The 20,817-nt window shown below is 64.8% G+C and carries 18 protein-coding genes and 1 tRNA gene (1 of these 19 cut by a window edge); 11 read left to right on the top strand and 8 right to left on the bottom strand.

Features of this window, described 5'->3' with window-relative positions; genetic code table 11:
- Positions 1–4,348: the beginning of a non-ribosomal peptide synthetase gene (locus tag A5760_RS23875; protein ID WP_064885440.1), read on the bottom strand. It extends 26,969 nt beyond the left edge of the window; 4,348 of the gene's 31,317 nt are visible here — the first part of the coding sequence; the start codon lies at positions 4,346–4,348; its stop codon lies beyond the left edge, outside the window.
- 52 nt (positions 4,349–4,400) lie between these two features.
- Positions 4,401–4,628, bottom strand: coding sequence for an MbtH family protein (locus A5760_RS26425; protein WP_082279596.1), 228 nt, complete (start codon positions 4,626–4,628; stop codon positions 4,401–4,403).
- A 1,216-nt stretch (positions 4,629–5,844) separates the two neighbouring features.
- Between A5760_RS26425 and A5760_RS23885 the strand changes: the two genes are divergently transcribed.
- Positions 5,845–6,639 (top strand): GAP family protein, encoded by a 795-nt coding sequence (locus tag A5760_RS23885; RefSeq protein WP_064885444.1) that lies wholly within the window; start codon positions 5,845–5,847, stop codon positions 6,637–6,639.
- A gap of 11 nt (positions 6,640–6,650) precedes the next feature.
- Here A5760_RS23885 and A5760_RS23890 read toward each other — a convergent pair whose 3' ends face one another.
- The gene (locus A5760_RS23890) at positions 6,651–7,184 is read right to left on the bottom strand and encodes an ANTAR domain-containing protein (protein WP_064885446.1); all 534 of its coding nucleotides are present in this window, start codon (positions 7,182–7,184) and stop codon (positions 6,651–6,653) included.
- A 95-nt stretch (positions 7,185–7,279) separates the two neighbouring features.
- On the opposite strand from A5760_RS23890, the gene A5760_RS23895 reads away from it, so the two are divergent.
- On the top strand, positions 7,280–8,083 hold the full coding sequence (locus A5760_RS23895) for a transglutaminase-like domain-containing protein (protein WP_196772195.1): 804 nt from the start codon (positions 7,280–7,282) through the stop codon (positions 8,081–8,083).
- A 256-nt stretch (positions 8,084–8,339) separates the two neighbouring features.
- Positions 8,340–8,810, top strand: coding sequence for a DUF5994 family protein (locus tag A5760_RS26430; protein ID WP_082279600.1), 471 nt, complete (start codon positions 8,340–8,342; stop codon positions 8,808–8,810).
- Between the two features lie 15 nt (positions 8,811–8,825).
- Here the strand turns inward: A5760_RS26430 and A5760_RS23905 are convergent, their stop codons facing one another.
- Complete coding sequence (locus A5760_RS23905) at positions 8,826–9,434, bottom strand: DUF5994 family protein (protein WP_231122730.1); 609 nt, start codon at positions 9,432–9,434, stop codon at positions 8,826–8,828.
- A 305-nt stretch (positions 9,435–9,739) separates the two neighbouring features.
- Here A5760_RS23905 and A5760_RS26435 point away from each other — a divergent pair, with 305 nt between their 5' ends.
- Together A5760_RS26435 and A5760_RS23910 are read left to right on the top strand one after the other, a co-directional pair.
- Complete coding sequence (locus A5760_RS26435; protein ID WP_155764449.1) at positions 9,740–10,051, top strand: hypothetical protein; 312 nt, start codon at positions 9,740–9,742, stop codon at positions 10,049–10,051.
- 227 nt (positions 10,052–10,278) lie between these two features.
- Positions 10,279–10,482 carry a cold-shock protein gene (locus A5760_RS23910; protein ID WP_064885450.1) on the top strand — a complete coding sequence of 68 codons (204 nt, stop codon included), beginning with the start codon at positions 10,279–10,281 and terminating at the stop codon, positions 10,480–10,482.
- A gap of 67 nt (positions 10,483–10,549) precedes the next feature.
- On the opposite strand, the gene A5760_RS23915 is transcribed toward A5760_RS23910, so the two are convergent.
- Positions 10,550–11,788 carry a fatty acid desaturase family protein gene (locus A5760_RS23915; RefSeq protein ID WP_064885452.1) on the bottom strand — a complete coding sequence of 413 codons (1,239 nt, stop codon included), beginning with the start codon at positions 11,786–11,788 and terminating at the stop codon, positions 10,550–10,552.
- Here A5760_RS23915 and A5760_RS26845 point away from each other — a divergent pair.
- The 4 genes from A5760_RS26845 to A5760_RS23930 all read left to right on the top strand — a co-directional run bounded on the left by A5760_RS26845 (position 11,781) and on the right by A5760_RS23930 (position 15,038).
- Entirely contained in the window at positions 11,781–12,032 is a 252-nt protein-coding gene (locus A5760_RS26845) for a hypothetical protein (RefSeq protein ID WP_155764450.1), read from the top strand. The genes A5760_RS23915 and A5760_RS26845 overlap by 8 nt on opposite strands.
- Before the next feature lie 292 nt (positions 12,033–12,324).
- A complete protein-coding gene (locus A5760_RS23920; protein WP_064885454.1) occupies positions 12,325–13,881 on the top strand; it encodes a succinic semialdehyde dehydrogenase in 1,557 nt (518 codons plus the stop codon).
- Between the two features lie 68 nt (positions 13,882–13,949).
- Entirely contained in the window at positions 13,950–14,528 is a 579-nt protein-coding gene (locus tag A5760_RS23925; RefSeq protein WP_064885456.1) for a cyclic nucleotide-binding domain-containing protein, read from the top strand.
- Positions 14,529–14,603: 75 nt separating this feature from the next.
- Positions 14,604–15,038 carry a DUF4383 domain-containing protein gene (locus A5760_RS23930; protein ID WP_064885458.1) on the top strand — a complete coding sequence of 145 codons (435 nt, stop codon included), beginning with the start codon at positions 14,604–14,606 and terminating at the stop codon, positions 15,036–15,038.
- 35 nt (positions 15,039–15,073) lie between these two features.
- On the opposite strand, the gene A5760_RS23935 is transcribed toward A5760_RS23930, so the two are convergent.
- The gene (locus A5760_RS23935; RefSeq protein ID WP_196772191.1) at positions 15,074–15,376 is read right to left on the bottom strand and encodes a hypothetical protein; all 303 of its coding nucleotides are present in this window, start codon (positions 15,374–15,376) and stop codon (positions 15,074–15,076) included.
- A gap of 330 nt (positions 15,377–15,706) precedes the next feature.
- Here A5760_RS23935 and A5760_RS23940 point away from each other — a divergent pair, with 330 nt between their 5' ends.
- Positions 15,707–16,378, top strand: coding sequence for a DUF2510 domain-containing protein (locus A5760_RS23940; protein WP_064885460.1), 672 nt, complete (start codon positions 15,707–15,709; stop codon positions 16,376–16,378).
- Positions 16,379–16,387: 9 nt separating this feature from the next.
- On the opposite strand, the gene A5760_RS23945 is transcribed toward A5760_RS23940, so the two are convergent.
- Positions 16,388–16,723 carry a hypothetical protein gene (locus A5760_RS23945; RefSeq protein WP_196772196.1) on the bottom strand — a complete coding sequence of 112 codons (336 nt, stop codon included), beginning with the start codon at positions 16,721–16,723 and terminating at the stop codon, positions 16,388–16,390.
- A 354-nt stretch (positions 16,724–17,077) separates the two neighbouring features.
- Here A5760_RS23945 and A5760_RS23950 point away from each other — a divergent pair, with 354 nt between their 5' ends.
- Complete coding sequence (locus tag A5760_RS23950) at positions 17,078–20,599, top strand: adenylate/guanylate cyclase domain-containing protein (protein WP_196772192.1); 3,522 nt, start codon at positions 17,078–17,080, stop codon at positions 20,597–20,599.
- 78 nt (positions 20,600–20,677) lie between these two features.
- On the opposite strand, the gene A5760_RS23955 is transcribed toward A5760_RS23950, so the two are convergent.
- Positions 20,678–20,751, bottom strand: a tRNA-Pro gene (locus A5760_RS23955).
- Positions 20,752–20,817 lie beyond the last annotated feature (66 nt).

The raw sequence follows: 20,817 nt of genomic DNA on the forward strand, positions 1-20,817 counted from the left end.
CCGATGGCGCCCAGGTCCATTCGGCGTGCAGGTGTGGGCCGGTGCCGGTGTCGATGGTGCCGGCGTTGAGCTCGACGGTGTGCATCAGCGGCATGGGCACCGCCGCGGCGGCGCCGATCAACGACAGGCCGTCCTGACTGATCCGCCAGCCCTCGCCCGCCGAATCGGACGCCGCGCCTTGACGTCCCAGGTAGTTGAACGCGATCGACGGGTCGGGACCGGTCAGGTCGACGTCGGTGTTGAGATAACGCAGCAGCCCGTAGGTCAGCGGGTCCGGCAGGGCCCGCAGCTGTTCCTTGGCGCGCTTGATCACCGGGCCCAGTGCCGCGTCGCCGCCCGCCACCTGCGCCCAGCGCAGCCCGGCCACTCCCAGCGACACCGGGTACTTGGTGGTGAACCAGCCGACGGTGCGGGACAGGTCGATGTCCGCGCCGAGTTCCTCGTGGCGTCCGTGGCCCTCGACGTCGATGCCGATCGAGTCGGCGCCTTCACCCAGGAATTCGGCCCAGGCCAGGCCGAACGCGATCAGCAGGATGTCCTGGATTCCGGCATGGAACGCCGTCGGTACGTCACCGATCAGCGCCCCGGTCGTCTCGGCATCCAGCTCCACGGACAGGCGTCCGGCGGACGCATAGGTATCCGCCTCGGGGTCGGCCGCCGGCAGCGCGGCGGGAGTCGCCGTCACCTTCTTCCAGGCGCCCAGCTGGCTCACGACGTCGGGACGGTGGGCGTGCTCGGCCAGCACCGTCGACCACCGGGCGAACGACGTGCCCGCCGGCGGCAACTCCACCGGCTGCCCCGCGCTGTGCAGAGCCCAGGCAATGTTGAGGTCTTCCAACAGGATCCACCACGACACCGCGTCGACGGCCAGGTGGTGAATGATCACCGTCAGCTGGCCGGTGGACTCGACCCACAGCGCGCTCAGCATCGTCCCGGCGGCCGGGTTCAACCGCGAGCGCGCTTGCAGCAGCGCGTCGTCGGACAGCTTTTCCACCGATTGCAGGCAATCCTCGGCCCGCACCGAGCCGGGCTCGGGCACCTGCAGCGACCAGCCGCGGGCTTCGTCGTCGTCGACGCGCAGCCGCAGCATGGCGTGCCGATCCACCAAGGCCTGCAACACAACTGCGACGTCGGCCGCGGTCACCCCGGCGGGGGCCTGAACCATCACGGTCTGGTTGAACTGATCGATCGGGCCGCCGGCGCTCTCGATTCCGTGCAGCCACTGCATGATCGGCGTGGCCAGCACCGGGCCGACGCCCTCGTCGACCACATCGGACGCCCCGTCGCTCACGCCGGCCACCCGGGCCAGCCGCGCCACGGTCTGTTCGACGAACACGTCGCGGGGCCGGCAGGTCAGGCCGGCGGCGCGCGCCCGCGCCACCACTTGCAGCGACAGGATGCTGTCGCCGCCGAGCTCGAAGAACGACTGGTCGACGCTGACCCGCTCCACGCCGAGTATCTCGGCATAGATTCCGGCCAGGATCTCCTCGACCGCGTTGCCCGGGGCGCGGTACTCGCCCGTGCTGTATTCGGGCGCCGGCAGGGCGCGGGTGTCGAGCTTGCCGTTGACCGTCAGGGGCAGCGCCTCGAGCACCACCACCGCGGCCGGCACCATATAGGCCGGCAGCCGGTCGGCCAGCGCGGCGCGCGCCTCGACCGGGTCGACGGCCCCGGTGACGTAACCCACGAGCCGCTTGTCTCCGGGGCGGTCCTCGCGGGCGATCGCCACCGCGGCCCCGACCCCGTCCAGCGCGGCCAGCGCCGCCTGGATCTCGCCGAGTTCGATGCGGTATCCGCGGATCTTGACCTGCTCGTCCGCGCGTCCCAGATAGCGCAGCTGGTCGTCGTCGCCCCAGCACGCCAGGTCTCCGGTGCGATACATCCGCTCGCCGGGTTGCCCGAACGGGCAGGCCACGAACCGTGACCCGGTCAGCCCGGACCGGCCCACATAGCCGGCGGCCACCCCGCGACCGGCGACGTACAACTCACCGACCACGCCGGCGGGCACCGGGCGCAACCACCCGTCGAGGACGAACAACGCCGCCCCCGGCACCGGCGAGCCGATCGGCACCGCACCGGACTCGGCCTGCAGCGGCGCACTGATCGCGACGCACATCGTCGTCTCGCTTGGGCCGTACGCGTTGACCATGACGCGCCCGGGCGCCCACCGGTCCACGACCTCGGCCGGACAGGCCTCGGCGCCGATCACCAGCGCGGTGGAATCGAGCCCCTCCGGCGACAGCATCTGCACGGCGGACGGGGTTTCGCTGTAGACGGTGACCGCTTCGGCAACCAGCAAATCGTGCAAGTCCTCGGGCGAGCGCGCGACGTCGTCGGGGACGACGACCAACCGCCCGCCGCGCAGCAGCGCACCGAAGATCTCCCACACCGAGAAGTCGAATGCGTAGGAGTGGCTCTGCGACCACACGCCCGGCGACGGCAGGCCGGCATCCAACGACTCCAGCAGCTGGGTGACGTTGTGGTTGGTGATCGCCACGCCTTTGGGGGTTCCGGTGGTGCCCGAGGTGTAGATCAGGTACGCGAGGTTGGCCGGATCCGGCGCGGGCAGCGGCGTGCCGGGCTGGGCATCGATACGCGGATCGGCGACGTCGATGACCGTCATGTCGTGGCCGTCGAGTCGGTCGGCCAGGTCGGCGGTGGTGATCGCGACCACCGGGGTGGCGTCAGCGAGCATGAAGCCCACGCGCGCGTCCGGTGACGCCGGTTCGATGGGCAGGTAGGCGGCCCCGGTCTTGAGCACCGCCATGATGGATACGATCGCCTCGGCGGAACGCGGCAACAACAGGGCCACATACTCCCCCGGGCCGGCGCCATGGCCGACGAGCAAGTGCGCCAACCGATTTGCGGCCTCATCGAGCTCGCGGTAGGTCATCGAGCGTCCGTCGCAGACCAGCGCCACCGCATCGGGTGAGCGGTCGACGTGCATGTCGAACAGCGCGGCCACCGAGAGCGGCGCGCTCGCGGGACGGCTCCAAACCGCCCGATTGCCAACCTCGTCCAGGCGGGTGTGCTCATCGGGGTGCAGCACATCCAGCGACGACAGTTGCAGGCTCGGATCGGCCGCCATGGTCGCCAGGATCCGCTGCAGCCGCTCCCCCAGATCCGAAACGTCGAAGTTCGAGAAGGGTTGCCCGGTACCGACGGTGCTCAGGAACTGCTGATCGCCGAATCCCAGGAAGAACAGCCCGAAGTGGCCCACCGGGCCGAAGCTGGTGTATTTCGCGGTCGCCGGCACATCGCCGAGGCTGAGCGTGAGGCGGGCCGGGACGAAGTTGACGACCACCCGGTTCGGCGTCTGCCGCGGACCGCTGAAGTCGCCTTCGCCGTCGAGCGTGCGCGTCGGGAATTGCTGATGCCGCAGCGCTTCTCGTGATCGCGTGTCGACGTGGTGGCAGAAGTCGGTGAACGTCGTGTCCGGTGCGGCCTTCAACACCAGCGGCACCACCCCGGCAAGCATGCCGGGATGCGTCTTGGATTTCGGATCGACTCGCCGGCTGACCGGGAAGTCGAGCACGACTTCATCGGCACCGTCGGCGGACCAGCCGCGCACCAGAAGTGCGCACGCCGCGGTGAGCACCGATGACCGACGGATGCCCAGCGCTTTGGACAGCTCCTTGACCTTGCCGACCACCGACTGATCCAGTTGCACTGGCGGAGAAGGTGAATACGGATCACGGCCATCGTCGGCCGCGGTCGCCGGGTAATCCGCACCGTCGCCCTCGGGACGGTGAGCAGTCCAATATTCTTGGTCCTCAACGAATTTAGCCGACGCCTCGTATTCCAGTTCGCCGCTGACCAGGTCGTGCAGCGACCCGAAGAACGCGGGCGGAATCGGTTTTCCGGAGACCAGCGCGGAGTAGACGGCCGCGATGCGGCGACCGATCAACGCAATGCCCATCCCGTCGATGGCGATGTGGTGGCACGTCGTGAACCAGTAGTACTCGTCCGGCGCGGTCCGGAACAGCGCGAACTTGATCATCGGGCCGGTGAGCGGCATCGGCGTGTTCTGAATCGATGAAGCCGTCTCGCGGACTTCCCGCTCGGGATCCCGTGACTCGGTCAGGTCATAGAAGACCAGATCGACATCGTCGTATTCGACGGCCTTCTGAAAGACCTGGCCATCAACCTCGAAGAACGAAGCCCGCAGGCTCTCAGCCTCGTTCACCACGTGTCGCATAGCTTGATGCAACAAGCCAGCGTTGATGGCACCCTCGATGTGTACGAGGACACCCAGTTGCCAGGCCACATCGAAGTAGCCCGTTTGTTGCGCCAGCCAGATGTCCAGCTGGCCCCGCGTCACAGGAAGTGCCCGGTCAGCACGCTCCACTACACGCCCCCCACTAAAAGTTGACCCCGAAACCCTTCATACCGACAGCGGTCTATTGATCACAAACCGGCGCGGTCAGCGTGTCGCGCAAACTTTTCGCCCGTATATCGGGCCAGGTTTCTTCGATGTAGTGCAGGCAGGTGGCGCGGTCAGCTTCCCCGAAAACTACTCTCCAACCGGCGGGAACAACAGTGAATGTTGGCCAAAGACTGTGTTGTTCTTCGTTATTGACCAAGACGAAAAAACTGCCATTGTCGTCATCGAACGGATTGAGCGGCAACGGATGGACCCCCTTTACACCGAGACGAAAAACTACAAATTCACGCTGCACGCAACGCGAGCGTCCTTGCAGCGCTTGAGGATTGAGCCGTCAGGCTTGGCCAGAATGTCGACCTGCCCACACGCCGGATATCAGCGCCGGTGAGCTCGGTCGCGAGGGGCGGCGCCGCAACACGATCGTCGCGGTACCCATCCCGGCCCCGCGCCGACAGCCGCTGCTTACCGAGCGGCGCAACCAGTGCGCGCTGGCACTACGACTACGACCGTCGACGTCGCGATCCACGGTCGGCGGATACCCAACAGTCACTTCCCGAAACATCTGAATTCCGTTCTTACATAACCCGATCCGCAACGAATTTTACGCGCGCACACTTGCGTCGCCGTGCAGCAAACGACCGTGTCGCACCGGTGTTGCATTTATCACTGCACGGTGCACGCGTCCGGGCGCCAGCGCGACCGCCCGGCTCGTCGGCGTCGGCCGTTTGCCGAAGTCGACGCGCAAAACGGCGCCCGGATGATCACCCAATCTTTGCTTCTGACTTCCGGTTTCGCCCGGTGCAGACGGCTGTCGCCTGCGGCGTTACCGAGCGCAGTCCCGTAAATACGTCACTAAAAGGCTCCTAGCAGGGCATTCACGGATATTCTCGTACCAGCCTAGCGTCGATCGCCCAGATGTCGAATCTCACACTCACACCATGTGAAAACGTATGGACGCTTGCTATGTGAAGGCGGACATCATCGCTGCGATCCGCGCCAGACCCTTTTCGCCCGTAGCTCCCTACGGGCGGCCTGTCACGACGACGCTTCAGTCCGACGGCCTCGGCCAGTTGGGCTGTGTAGAACGCGCCCGACGGCCGCCGGCTACGTTTGCCGGTTAGCTTCTGCCGGCACCCGGGCAGGCCGTCACGCAGGCCCGTTGTGATTGATCTCACGCACCCATGATAGGCGCGGAGTTCGCCAGTGCACGTGCATCGCGCGTGCCCGCTAACGCGGTTACCCAAAACCACTGGCATAAGCCAGCGAATCATCGGCCCGCAGATCCGCGCCTTCACCTGCGCCGCTGTGCCTGTGGCGGCTTAGCCCGAATCCGTTGGACACGATCAAGTTTCGGCGCACACAGCTGATTCATAGCCGGCTTTGCCGAACGAGAGTTTGGCGTTCTTACCGGTAATTCGGTGGCGTTTAGAGCCTGCCGCTCCCGGGTAGAGCCTCGAACCATGTGGGGGTCAGTGCTGGGCTTGGGGATCCTGGCTGCGCTCAATCCTGTCCGTCTAGGCCTCGCGCTGCTGATGATCTCCCGGCCACGGCCCGGACCCAGCCTGCTCGCGTACTGGCTCGGCGGATTGACGGTGTGCATTCCCGAGCTGCTCATCCCGCTGATGTTGCTGAACTTCACCCCGGTGTTCGGACACGTTGCGCACGGCTCGGCATCCCCGTCGACGAGCTCGACCCTCGGCAAGATTCAGATCGGCCTCGGCGTGGTCGGCCTGTCGATCGCCGCTGTGATGACGGTGCGCTTCCTGACCCGTCCACGGACGCCGCAACCCGTACCCGGGGACGACCGCTCCCGGGAACTGTCGATGGTCTCGGGTGCGCCGATCGCGATGCCGCGGCTGCTGACCCGGGTCCCCGATGAGTCGACCGAGAACCCATCGCCATTCCGGCGTCTCCTCGGCCGCATTCACCACGCGTGGGACAGCGGCTCGTCCTGGGTCGCGTGGGTGATCGGCATCATCTCGGTCCCGGTCGACGGTGTCCTTTTCATCGTCGCGATCATCGCGGCCTCGGGGGCATCGATCACCGCCCAGGCCAGCGCTTCCGTCGCGTTCATCATCCTGATGTACGCCGTCGTCGAGGTCATCCTCGTCGGCTACGTGGTCACGCCGGCGAAAACCCAATCTCTCTTGCTCGTACTGCACGACTGGGTGCGGACCTACCACCGGCAAATTCTGGTGGCGCTGTTCACGGTGGTCGGGGTGTCGCAGCTGGCCCAGGGTCTGCACATCCTCTGAAGCGTCGGGCCTCAGCCCGAACGCGGCGGGCGCTCCCTCTGGACCAAATTACGGGCGATCTCCTCGACCCGGGTGTTGGTCTCCTGCGAGAGCCTGGTCAGCAGGCCGAACGCTCGATCGGCGTCGATGTCGAATCGCTCCATCAGCATGCCCTTGGCCTGCACCACGCCCACCAGCTCGCCGTGATCGAGCAACGGGGAGTTGGTGGGGCTCCACACCTTCGGCAGGAATTCGTCGGGGGCGCCGGGATCGGGAATGTCATACCGCTGCATCCGCATCGTATGGGGGTGGCCGCTCTCCATCGCGGTCTCCAGCGACGACGCGAGCTTCGCCGTCCCGTCGGCGTGCGGATCCTTGGGATTGTCCGGGAAGGCGTCGAAGAGGTACTGCCCGGGAAGTTCGCCGCGCTCCCGGAGCGTGACGCGCTCGTAGTCTTTGCTTGCCGCGCGTATCCGCAGATCGCGATCGAGAAGCAAGCAGCACACGCCCGATGCCCCCCGGACCATTTTTCGGGCGATCGCCTCGAACCGATCTTGATTGCGCACTGTGAGGGACCGCTTACTCGTTTCGCTGCGGTGTCTAACCTGCCGACGATCGGGTGCCGGTAGCAATTCCAGAACAACTAACGCAGTATCTGGCTATGAGACGAGAAGTGGGCGCCGAGCTCGAAGTCGAAATCACCGCGGCCACGACGCTTGAGTTTCAGATTGCTGTCGCACCGCATCCGCGAACGGAGGTCTTCGAGTCGCTGCGCTTCGTCTTGAACGGACGGCCGATCACGCCCCTCGAAGTCAGCGGGCTGCACGGCAACCGTATCCATAAGTTCGACGCGGCGGCGGGCACACTGCAAGTCAACTACGAGGCGACAATCGTGGGCCAGACCGATCCAGCGCCGGTGACCGAATACGACCAGTCGATGTACCTGCGACCCAGCCGTTACGCCGAATCCGATAAGTTCTTTGGTTTCGCTGCAACCGAATTCGGCAACGATCGCGATTCGGCGGAACTCCTGGAGCACGTTAGTTCCTGGGTGGGCACCAGACTGGACTATGTACCCGGCTCTAGCGATCCGATTGACGGGGCGGTGGACACGATGCTCGCTGGCGCAGGTGTGTGCCGCGACTACGCGCACCTGGTGGTGGCGCTCCTGCGAGCGGTCAGCGTCCCGGCCCGCGTGGCATCCGTGTACGCGCCAGGCGTATATCCGATGGACTTCCACGCCGTCGCCGAGGCTTTCGTCGACGGGCACTGGCGGGTTGTCGACGCGACACTGCTGGCGCCGCGGCAGACATTGGTGCGGATAGCCACCGGTCGCGACGCCTCCGACACAGCGTTCCTCGACAATCACAAAGGCGCGATCACGCTGAATCGTCTGCTGGTAAATGCCATTGTTGATGGCGAACTGCCTTGCGATTCCATCGACCAACTGGTTTCCATCCGCTGATCAACTACGGAACCAGAACTGACGACAGTCTGACCTTGAGTAGCGTTGTGCCAGAACAGCATTGGTAGTACATCGAGTGTGGGCCGAAGCTCGAACCCCACGACCGACCCGAGGCTCGGATGCAAGCTCGCCTCCGGACCGGACCACTGGCGTAGTGTGGACCCCGTCGGCGATATTTCGCACCTGACTACTCAAAGCCATGTCGTCGTCGATTCGAATGATTGGCCGGTTCCGCGGTCAAGACGGGAGCGTCAATATGGCGCCACAGACGGTCCACACAGATGTCGGGCGCGCGCGCACCCCGCCGCTACGCACACCGCGCTTGCGTCTCAAGCCCAAAGCGCCCCAAAGCGGGTTTGTCGACGGAGCGTGGTGGCCGCACAGTGACGATCTCACGGCAGAACTGCCAGATCTGCTGTCGGTGCTTTCAGTTCGACTCGGTCCGATTGGCCGGGTAATCTATAAACTCACCGAATGGTCAACGGCGCCAGCGAAATTGACATATGCGAATCGCACGATACGGCTCGACGGATATACCCTCCAGCCAGTCAACACCGTCGAGCTACTCGGACTCAACCGCACGAGAATCGTTCTTCTGGTGGTTTCGCCGCACGCCGACCCAGACCAGGCACATGCCGTCATGATGACCGCAGCGGGCCCGAACAATGCCTTGACGGTCGACAGCCTGCTGACGATCAGCGCGAAAGAAGAGAAGGCCCGCGTATAGGCCCCTTTTGGCTTGCTATCGCGCTCCGGCACCGCGCTTCAGCGGAACTCGGCGACGCACTTCAATCATGCTCTCGCCCTGGGCCGCACGGACTATGCATTCGGCGGTCTTGAACGCTCGTGAATCGTGATGGATCGGGTAGACGGGCAGGCCGGCGGCCCGGCGCAAAATCATTACCGCGAGCGCTGTAGCAGTTCGGTACGGAACCAACAGCAGCGCCGCCCGCGCATCCCGGCCAATGACCGTCATGACCTGTGGATGAATTCCTAGCAACCAACCGAAATTGAGATCCCGCTGGCCTTGTAACGATGACCAGTTGACGTTGATATCAACGACCTGGCCTAGGCGGGCGTCCAACACGGAGACCAAGTCAGGCAGTTCTCGCGAGACCAGTCCGGTGCGAGGCCACCAAGCGCCATCGATCTTGTTCCCGAGCCGGGATGCCAGCGTGAGTCGCAGCGGGGCTGTTGGCCACGCCGCCGCACTGCCCCGATCGCGCATGAGAGTGACTCCGGCCGGGTCAGCCGTATCCGTTCGGCGCTGCTCGATCGAGTGCAACATCGCGCCTGATATCGGATTCTGCTCAGACGCAACGAGTCCGAACAACGGATCTGCGCGATTCATGAATCGACCCTTCACAGTTCGAAGCGATCGGCCCGTAGGTCGGGGCGACGGAGGAATCGCATTGTCCGTGATCTCGTTCGCGCAACGGCGTTCGAGGCCAGTGCCGACAACGAAACGGCTCTGCCTCGACCGTACGCCTCCAGCGGCTCATGTGTCACCGATCGGCCAGGCCATGAGGTCGACCAGCAGGGGCTCGTCGTGCGTCCGCTTGTTGACGACCGGCCGGCACACGAATGCGAAAAGCGTTCGGCCGACGGGCCGTTGTCCGGCCCGTCCTGATCGCCCTCCCGCGTAGGCCCGCTGGCTTGAAGTTCGACGCCAAGGTAAGCATTCCGTCGACACCGATGGCGCTGGATTGGGCTTTTTTCAAGGCTTTTGGACAATTCCGGCGGCCGATCCGAGTAGAGCAGAACCTGGCAGCGCGATCAGGTGTAGACTCGCCGGACCGGGACCACTCAGGCCCCCAAAATCAAAGGGCCGCAGTGTCTGACAAATCCCCACGAAAAACCATGGCCAAGAAATCGGGCCAGTCTTTGAAAGAGAAACGCGCCGCGAAGCGCCTCAAGGCAGCTCAGAGCTCACCGACCGAACCTTTGCTTCATACCAAGAAATCCTGACGCACCGAGGTCCTCGATGCTGGGGCTCGTCATGCGGGGCCGGAGCCGTCACAACGTTGCGGCGCGCAAGTCTCGCGTAGGTCGGACGCAAAGGACGAAACGCGCGAACAACACCCCGCAGTCCCGAAGGTGACCGAAGATTATGCCGGCAGCCGTTTTGTTGATCCGTGCTACGGTTGCCGCGCGGATGTATCCGAATTACATCCACTGAAAGAGAGAAGTTTGGTATGGCGCAGGGAACTGTAAAATGGTTCAACAGCGAGAAGGGTTTCGGATTTATCGCTCCTGACGGCGAAGCCAAGGATGTGTTCGTCCACCATTCTGAGATTCAAGGTAGCGGATTCCGTTCGCTCGAGGAGAATCAACGGGTCGAGTTCGAGATCACCCAGGGACCTAAAGGCCCTCAGGCGGTCGGAGTCACCGCCGTCTAGACCGCTCAGACCACAGCACCAAAACGCATCGTTCGCGAAAGGCTTTGCGCCGCAGCGTAATTTGCGGTTAGGCAGACCAAATTCTGCGCCGGTGCCGATTACCGCGAGAGCTTATCGCCGTCGCCAGTCCCCCTCGCCGCACATCGTCACCGGCATTTGCCGCCCGTGATCGGTCCGCGGCGGTACGGAACCTGTTCTCGGACGCGGTCTCTGGTGCGTCGTCGGCGGTGGCGAGCAGAAACCGGTCGGGCAGCGCCAATTTGCAGACCGTGCGGACGGTGAGTAGGTACTGCCGAATCAACGGACCCGTGGTGTAGGGCAAATCGTAGGTGACACACAAGGTCCGCACCCGGTCCGCGATCTCTGGGTAGCGATTGCTCGGCAGATCAGGGAAGAGGTGGTGCTCAATTTGGTAACAGAGGTTCCCGCTCATGAAAGCCAGCACCGGGCCGGCCCGAAAGTTCGCAGTACCCAACATTTGCCGGAGATACCAGTCGGCCTTCGTCTCGTTATCCAGAACCGCAGGCGTGAACTTTTCCGCCCCATCCGGGAAGTGGCCGCAGACGATTACCGTGTACGCCCATACGTTGCGCAACAGGTTCGCGACAACGTTCGCCGCAAGTGCGCGGCGCCATCGGCGGCGGCTGAACGCGGGAAACAGAACGTAATCCTTGATGACCTGGCGAGCGATCTTGCGCATCATCGCCATCTTGTGTATCGATTTACGCGCGTCTGTCGTCTCGCGATCCCGGACCGCGTACAGGCCGTGCAGCGCGACACCCCATTCGAATAAGAGCGCCAGCAGCCCCGCGCGCAATGGCTGCAGTAGCGAGCTCGGTTTCCACTCCTGATCTCGAGTGACCCGCACGACTCCGAATCCGAGGTCGTCGTCCACGCCGACGATGTTGGTAAACATGTGGTGTCGGTGGTTGTGAGAGGACTGCCAGTGCGCCGAGGGCCCGACCATGTCCCATTCCCAGGTACTGGAATGGATTTCCGGATCGTTCATCCAATCCCATTGACCGTGGGTGATGTTGTGGCTGAGTTCCATGTTCTCGACACACTTGGCCACCGCCAGCGCGGCGGTTCCCACGGCCCATCCCGGCTTGCTTTTGCTGACGCCGATCGTGAGCCGCGCCGCGAGCTCGAGGCATCGTTGAAAGGCGATGGTGCGCCGGATGTACTCGCGGTCCTTCACACCGCGCGAATCCTCGACTTCGCAACGGATCGCGTCCAGCGCGATCGCGAGCGCATCGAGGTCGTCGGCGCTGAGATGGGCGTATTCAGGTACTTCGGTGATGGCCATCGACGCTCACTGCCTGTTGCGCGCGGTGACGTACGGCGTTCGCGCGGTGACGTACGGCGTTCGCGCGGCGACACGCGGACAGGAAAAGTTCACGAACCGCAGCAAAGTGGGTCACGTCCGATCTTTTAAGTGGCAGTTACGCGCAAGCGGCGAGGATCGGCGCGAGGTCAGCGGCTACGCTCGTCGGCACGGCCTCGCGGCTGATGCCACTGCCGCCGTCACCCCCACCACCGGATCGGGGTGAGATGGCGACCCGCCCGGAACCTACCGGCCCGGTGGACGGCTGAATCATCTGGTTGAGTACCTGCCTATTGGTTGACCCTGAGGCTACAGGAGATGCGAGACCGGCAGCCCTGCGCACGGGAGAAGTTGTCGGGACACCCCCATGGACCAGCTGCGATGTTCGCGGTGCCGGCTCCCGGTCGTTGCTTACCAACGTTCGCTGTGGTAAGCGACCACCATTTCTTTGTCGTCGGCGGCAGGCACATGCAAAACCAATAGTCTGGTGCTTTGGACGCCGTTCGAGAGGTAATGACATGCCCGCACCGTCAGCCGAGGTCTTCGACCGCCTGCGTCAGCTCGCCGCGATCAAAGACACCACCGCACGCCAGACCAAGACGATCGACGAGGTCTTCACGGGCAGGCCGCTGACCACCATCCCGATCGGCACGGCCGACGACGTCGAAGCCGCGTTCGCCGAAGCGCGCGCGGCCCAGGCCGCCTGGGCAAACCGCCCGGTCAGCGAGCGCGTCGCCGTTATCGCCCGCTATCGCGACCTCGTCGTGAAGAACCGCGAGTTCCTGATGGATCTCCTGCAGGCCGAGGCCGGTAAAGCCCGCTGGGCGGCGCAGGAGGAAATCATCGACCTGATGGCGAACGCGAACTACTACGCCGGCGTCGCCGAGGACCTGCTCAAGCCCCGCACGGTGCCCGCGCTGCTTCCCGGGATCGGCAAGACCACGGTCGCTTACCAGCCCAAGGGCGTGGTCGGGGTGATTTCGCCGTGGAACTACCCCATGACGCTGACCGTGTCCGACTCGGTGCCGGCGCTGCTGGCGGGCAACGCGGTGGTGCTCAAGCCGGACAGCCAGACCCCGTACTGCGCGCTCGCGTGCGCCGAGCTGCTCTATGAGGCCGGCCTGCCGCGGGCGCTCTATGCGGTCGTGCCCGGGCCGGGCTCGGTGGTCGGCACCGCGATCATCGACAACTGCGACTACCTGATGTTCACCGGTTCGACCGCCACCGGCAGGGAGCTCGCCGAACACGCGGGTCGTCGGCTGATCGGATTCTCGGCCGAACTCGGGGGCAAGAACGCGATGATCGTCGCGCGGGGCGCCAACCTGGACAAGGCCGCCAAGGCGGCCACCCGGGCGTGCTTCTCGAACGCGGGCCAGCTGTGCATCTCCATCGAGCGGATCTACGTGGAGAAGGACATCGCCGACGATTTCATCGGCAAGTTCGGTGCCGCGGTGCGAAACATGAAGCTGGGCACCGCATATGACTTCTCGGTCGACATGGGCAGCCTGATCTCCGCGGGTCAGCTCGACACCGTGACGGACCACGTCGACGACGCGAAAGCCAAGGGCGCCAAGGTGATTGCGGGCGGTAAGGCCCGGCCCGACGTCGGGCCGCTGTTCTACGAGCCGACGGTGCTGACCGACGTCACGCAGGAGATGGAATGCGCGGCCAACGAGACGTTCGGGCCGGTCGTCTCGATCTATCCCGTCGCCGACGTGGATGAGGCCGTCGAGAAGGCCAACGAGACCGAGTACGGGCTCAACGCCAGCGTGTGGGCCGGATCCTCGGCGGAGGGCGAGCGGGTCGCCGCCCGGTTGCGGTCGGGGACGGTGAACGTCAACGAGGGCTACGCGTTCGCGTGGGGCAGCCTCAGCGCGCCGATGGGCGGGATGGGCCAGTCCGGCGTCGGCCGCCGGCACGGTCCCGAGGGTCTGCTGAAGTACACCGAATCGCAGACGATCGCGACCGCACGCGTGTTCAATCTCGATCCGCCCCTTGGCATTCCGGGGAAACTGTGGCAGAAGTCGCTGTTGCCCATCGTGCGGACGGTATCGAAACTTCCCGGTCGAAAGTGACATTCGTAGCGTAAATCCGCGATACGCTCGTCGATGTCAGCGGCACATCGCACGTTCAGGAGTCCGCTATGAAGGCCGACGCGAAGCAATATGAGGAAGACGCTCGGCGGCTACGGGAGTACGCCACATTCGTTAACTTCTCGGATGCTCAACTACAGCGTCTCGCCCGGGTAGCTCATCGCACTGCGACATCCGCGGCATTGCCGCTGATTCATGAGCAGACCCCGTCGGACTCCTGCTACATCCTGCTCAGCGGGGAGGTTGGGGTGTACATCGGCCAGGACCGCGTCGCCTCGCTGGGGCCCGGCGAGGTGATCGGCGAATCGGCGCTCCATCGTGGCAGACTCCGTTCGGCGACCGTGACGACGATGGGGCCGGCCGAGTTACTACGGATAGAACGCGACGATCTCGACACGTTGCTCGACCAGATACCGGCACTTCGCGAAATCATTGACGCGTCCGTCGCGCGACACGTGCCCGTAGACCTGCCGCCAAAGCCAAAACCACCGTTCTCCCGGTTGGGCGCCTCGGTCCGCACCGACTTGGTCGAGCGGTTTGAGCAGGCAGCTGACAGCGCCGGTGTGGACGTCGCGACCGCGCTCGAAGACGCGCTTACCCGTTGGATCGAACGGGACGGCACAGCGTAGCGACCGCTTTCGTTGACCCAGATCTACTACAGGGCGTAGTATTGCGACATCTCGCCGCGCACAAGGGGGTGCAATGTGAGGTGGAGCTTCGCCCAGGTCGGGCTGGTGATCATCTGCGTTTTCCATGTCATTCAGGCGGTGGTGGGGTTCATCCTGAATCCCAGCTTCGCGACCGGGCCCGATGCGCCGACCGTGCAGCTGCTCGGCATGGACTACAACGGCTGGCACGCCGTCGCCGGTCTGGCGCTGTTCACGCCGGGGCTCGTGTGCGCGCTGCGGAAGTCGCTTGCCGTGCTATATCTACTGCTCGCCGCGATAGCCGGTGCGCTGCCGGGGATTTGGGCCTTCTTCTCGCATCAGGTCGCGTTCGTGTTCAACTTTCCCAACAACACGGTTGACGCGGTGGTGCACTTGGTGACCGCCGCGATCATGGTTGCTGTCGCCGCCGTCCAGATCCGGATGGATGGTGGGCTTCGGAACTCGCTCGCCGATCTCCGGAAAGCGCCGTAACGCAAGCGGTTTGCGCCCGTCAGACGCGCCGGCAGCTACTCGATGGCGCCAAGGCGCTCGCCGACCCGTGCCAGCGCCTCGTCGAAGATCTCCAGCTTTTCGCCGCGCTTTTCGTTAGCCGGCTGGGCGGAGCCGCGGGCGCCTTCGGTCGCCACCCGGGCCGCGCCTTGACGCCGCAACAGGCTGAAGTTCTTCTCGCGCGCCTGCCTGAGCCGGCTCTGTAAGTCCTTCAGCGACTTCTCGTCCATGCGCGTGAGAGCCTCGGGATGACTCTCGCCGAGCAACGAGCTTTCCTGCGGGGTCAGGTTCACATGGTGGGTGCTCACGCCCAGATTCATATCCCGCACCCGACGCGCCGACACGTCGAACGCCGAACCGTCACGCCAGGGCCATCTGGAATTCACATCTCCGGCGCGGCGCGGGTGCGGCGCCGTCAGACGTGTCCAGAGCCTAGGCTTGACGGGGCGGCTTACCGCAGTCGAAGTTTGCGTCCTCGGGGTCTTCAGATCGCACGCTGCGGGTGGTCCGTCGGTCGACGAAGGAGGTTGCGATGGCCAAGCAATCAGAGAGGGACCACGACGAGCCGGACCGCGAGGACTGAATGGTCCGTCTCGAGCGGCCGCCGGGCCGGGCAGCCCGGATCTCTCTGGCACGACGAAAATGGATAGATGCCGTCTGAACAGGCGCCGCCCCCGCCGAACTCGGCGCCGGGCTGGTATTCCGACCCTGCCGTAGGCCACGGGCTGCAGCGGTACTTCGACGGCACCAGCTGGACCAGCGAGTGGGCGTTCTCCGCAGAGCCGCCGAAGAAGGGCCTCTCCGGAAAGGCGGTCCTGGCGCTGGCGGCGCTGTGCGTCTTCGTCCTGGTGATCCTCGTGGGCAAAAGCTGGATTTTCGACCCGAAGAAGGCCAGCCACTCGAGCCCGTCGAGCAATTCGGTCGCGGCGGGACCGACGGAGGCAGCGCCGTCGACACCGGCCGGCCCCAAGAAGCCGGTGGGGGTCACCTTCACCACCGCTCCGGGCCCGAACGGCGATGTGGTGAACGCCCGATTCGCCATTCGTGACAACTACACCGAGCAGCTGATCAAAGACGGCGCCCGGCTGGACACCATCGACATCCTCAAGTACGCCAGAGCTGCCTATCCGGACGCGTCCGCGGTCAACGTGCAGGGCACCTTCCCGATGACCGACCCGTATGGCAACACCTCGACTCAGGTGGCCATCGACCTCACGTACTCGCGGGCGACGTTGGACAAGATCAACTTCGACGGCATCAGCAAAGCCAGCATCTGGGAGATTCGCGATTCCGGCAATGTTCTTCCGGCCTTTCAGCCGTAGGCCGGTCTACTACTTCGGTGGGGTGCGGGTGTCCTCGTAACGGACGGACGCGGCCATAGCCACGGTGAGCAGGATCAGCAATGGCACGAACACCAGTGGGTACGCGGCGACTGCGGCCATGGCGATGAGTGAGCCCGGCACCATCAACGCCAACGCGGCCGTCGGATGCTTCTCGCTCAGAGTGGCGATCCTCGCGAGCGCCGCGAATGCTGCCGCGGCCTGCTGATACCGATCCGGCCAATCTCGGTCGTACGAGCAGCGGGTGTCTAAGCCGCAACCGGTGCAGTTGCGCCAATAGGAGTAGCGGGTTTTGAGGCCGCAGCCCATGCAGGTGTGCGTGGTCATCCGGGCCATGCTCTCATCGGGTCCGGGCGGCGCGATTACCCTCCCCCGCTCCCGGGGGATTCTGCTCAGCTGGACAAGTTACCCATACGCGTGGGCACGAACAAAGCGATCATTTCCTCACCCGGGCGCCATTCCTACCCGCGTGGACGACCGAAGCCATAAGCGACAGATCGCGAGATCGCCGATGATCGCGCTGCTGGTGATAGCTCGCCGGTCGAAAGCCGTCGCAGCAATGATGGGTGAGGATGCTGTCTCTGCTGGATGACCCTGCGCGCTTCTTCGCCTTTTCCTCGGTGCAGGATCCATATCCCCTGGACGCCGAGATGCACGATGAGATGCCTGTGCACCGGCTCGGTGACTAAACGTTTTACGCCGTCTGCGACGAAAGTCAGCAAACTCCCTCGGTGTGAACTTGGCAGCGTACAGTTGCAGCAGTTACTGATTGTGGCTGGACGGTGGTTCAAGCCGAGCGACGATGGACTTGACCGCCACGGTCTGCCGCCGGAGATGCTGCCAATCTTGCGGTGTGTCTGGCGCTGTTCGGCCTTGTTTGCTCAGGGGGCCGTGATGGCTGCTCCGGTCGAGATGATCGCGGTGTTGTTCACCGATTTGGTGGCGTCGACCGAGCTGGCGTCGCGGGTGGGTCCGGAGCGGGCCGAGGAGCTGCGCGTCGAGCACTTCGCCCTGTTGCGCAAGGCGATCGCCGGCACGAACGGCACTGAGGTAAAAAACACCGGCGACGGGGTAATGGTGGTGTTCCCATCGGCGGCGGCGGCGGTGGCATGCGCGATGGCGGTGCAGCAGCACCACGAGGTGCGCAATCGTCGTGCGGGTGAACAACTTCTGGTCCGGGTGGGCATCAGCCTGGGCGACGCGATCCGCGATGAGGGCGACTACTTCGGACCGCCTGTGGTCGAGGCGGCGCGGCTGTGCGCCAAGGCCAGCCCCGGACAGGTCCTATTGACCGATCTGACCCGGATGATGGTGGGCCGTCGCGGCGATCACAGCTTCTGCTCAGTGGGCGAGCTAGAGCTGAAGGGACTGCCCAAGCCGGTGACGGCGTGTGAGTTGGCGTGGGAGCCGCTGGTCGCGGCGATGACGCCGTTGCCGCCGCGGTTGCGGGTCCTGCCCGAGACCGCATACGTGGGCCGCGAGGACATCCGGGCGCGGTTGGCAGAAGTGCGGCTGAAGGCTGAAGCGGGGGCACGCCAGCTGGTCCTGATCGCCGGGGAGCCGGGAATCGGCAAGACGCGCCTGGCCAGTTATGTCGCGTTGGAGGCGCACAGCGAGGGCGCCATCGTGCTATACGGGCATTGCGATGAGGAGCTGGCGGCCTCCTACCAACCGTGGGTGCAGGCGCTGCAAGGGCTGGTGGAGCACTGCCCGATCGAGGTGTTGGAAGAGCATGTGGTCGACCATGGCGGAGAGCTGCGCCGGCTGGTGCCCGAGCTGGCGCGCCGGATCTCAGATGTGCCCGGGCCGCAGGTTAGTGATCCCGAGACCGAGCGCTACCTGCTGTTCGCTGCGATCGTCGGACTGCTGCAGCGCGCCGGGGCCGAACAGCTGGTCGTCCTGCTCGATGATCTGCATTGGGCCGACAAGCCGTCACTGCAGCTTCTCAAGCACGTGATATCGAACATGGTCGATGCTCGGCTGTTGGTGATGTGTACGTACCGGGACACCGACATCGGCGCCGATCATCCGCTGACGTCGTTGCTGGCCGACCTGCGCCGCGAACAAGGTGTGGAGTGGGTGCGCTTGGACGGTCTGGTGCAGGACGAGGTGGAGTCGCTGATCGCGGCGGCCGCAGGTCATGACCTTGACGCCGCGGGGCTCAAGCTGGCCGAGGCGGTACGCCGTGAAAGCGACGGAAACCCATTCTTTGTGACAGAGATCTTGCGGCATCTGCTCGAATCGGGCGCGATTGCACAGGGTGCCGATGGCCGCTACGTCGTCACGACGCGGATCGGGGAACTGGGGATCCCGCGCAGTGTGCGCGATGTCATCGGTCAGCGCATCCGACGCCTCGGACAGGATGCGGTCGGCGCGTTGAGCGCTGCGGCGATCATCGGGCGTGAGTTCGATCTGGAGCTGCTGTCCTCTGTGACCGACCGTGGCGAGGACGAGCTGCTCGACTCGCTCGAGGCCGCTGTCGCCGGATCGGTGTTGCGGGAAAGCCCGCAGACGCCGGGGCGGTTCATTTTTACGCATGCGCTGATCAACCACACGCTGTATGAGGATTTGAGCCGCACCCGTCGCGCGCGGCTGCACACCCGCATCGCCGAAGCCATCGAGCACACCTACGGTGAAAACAGCGATGAACGCCTCGGGCAGCTCGCCTACCACTGGGCCGCGGCAACCCAGTCGGTCAACCCCGCCAAAGCGATCTCCTACGCGCGCCGCGCCGGCGAGCGCGCGCTAGCTCAGCTGGCCCCTGATGAGGCGCTGCGCTGGTTTGCCCAGGCGCTCGACCAGCTCGGCACTGCTGCGGGTGCTAGCGACGCCGATCGGTGCGATCTGATGATCCTGATCGGCGAGGCGCAGCGGCAGGCCGGGGAATCGGCCTATCGGGAAACGCTACTGGCGGCCGGCGAGATCGCGCAGCAGATGGGCGATAGGGATCGGATCGCCAGAGCAGCGCTACCGAACACACGCGGTTGGGCCAGCTGGGCCGCGTTCGACACGGAACGGGTTGAGGCCCTGCAAATGGCGATCAATGCCTTGCCCGCAGGTTCCGCGTATCTGCCCCGCCTGCTTGCCCAACTCGCCTCGGAGGTCTGCTTCGACTGGGATTTCGCGACGCGCGTGCGCCCGCTCATCGATGAGGCGCTCGAACTCGCGCGGCGAGATGCCGATCAGCATGTCCTCGCGCATGTGCTGGGTCTGGTCAGCGCGGCCCTGCTCGTCCGGCCGGACATGGTCGCTGAGCGCATGCGGCTCACCGCCGAGCTGCTGTCCCTGACCGATGCGCTCGGTGACCCGTTCCGCGGTTGCACCGGGGCCGCGCTCCGGTGCGTAGCAGCGATCGAAATCGCCGACATCGATGAAGCGCACGAATGCGCTGGCCGGGTGCGTCGATTGTCCGAGAAAACCAACCAGCCATGGTTGAAATGGATCGCACTCTTCCTCGCGACGCTAGAGGCACAGATCCCGGGCAAGTTGAAGCTGACCGAAAGGCTCGCTCGCGATGCGCTCGCGGTCGGGCGCGATATCGGCGTACTGGACGTTTTCCTCTTCTACGGCGCGCCAATGAGCTACGTGCGGTGGGAACAGGGGCGACTTGAGGAAATCATCGACGGTCATCTGCATGCACACGAAGTCATGCCCGGTGTCTCCTCGATACCCGCCGTGGCGGCGTTCTTCCTGGCCGAACTCGGCCGCATCGAGGAGGCCAATAACCGGCTTGACGTCGTGGCGCAAGCGGGGTTCGAATCACTTAACTACGACAATTTCCTGCTCTTCGCGCTCACAAACTGGGGCCTCACTGCCGTGCGCGTCGGCAACCGCCAGGCCACCGCGACGATCTACGAACTGTTGTCCCCATACCACTCCCACCTCATCAACCCGATCGGGATGGCATTCTGGTCCGCGCATACCATCCTCGGTCATCTGGCCGGTGCTCTGGGTCGCTTCGACGACGCCGACGAGCACTTCTCGGCCGCCAGCTCAGTGCACGAACGCATCGGCGCGCCGCTGTTCGAGGCAAGAAACCTGCTGTACTGGGCACAAATGTTGCTTACGCGAAACACCCAGGACGACGCCGTGCGCGCGCTGGACATGCTTGAACGCGCCAGTAGTACCGCCCAAGAGCTAGGCGCCCTGGCAATCGTCAGGGATGCAACACAGCTCATCACCACCGCCCAGGCGCCCGCCTAAACGGTTAGTTACCGCACACGGATTGCACAAGCGAACCGCCTCAGGCCAAAAATATGCTCTGACCTGCTCAAACTCCGGTCGGGCTGACAGGATTTGAACCTGCGACCACTTGACCCCCAGTCAAGTGCGCTACCAAACTGCGCCACAGCCCGCGCGCCGATGCTTCCACCGGCAGCAGGTCGAAAGCGTACCGCAGACGACCCGCTACCCCGCCAATC

Origin of the sequence: Mycobacterium colombiense, assembly GCF_001665835.1 — a bacterium.
Classification (GTDB): Bacteria; Actinomycetota; Actinomycetes; order Mycobacteriales; family Mycobacteriaceae; genus Mycobacterium; species Mycobacterium colombiense_A.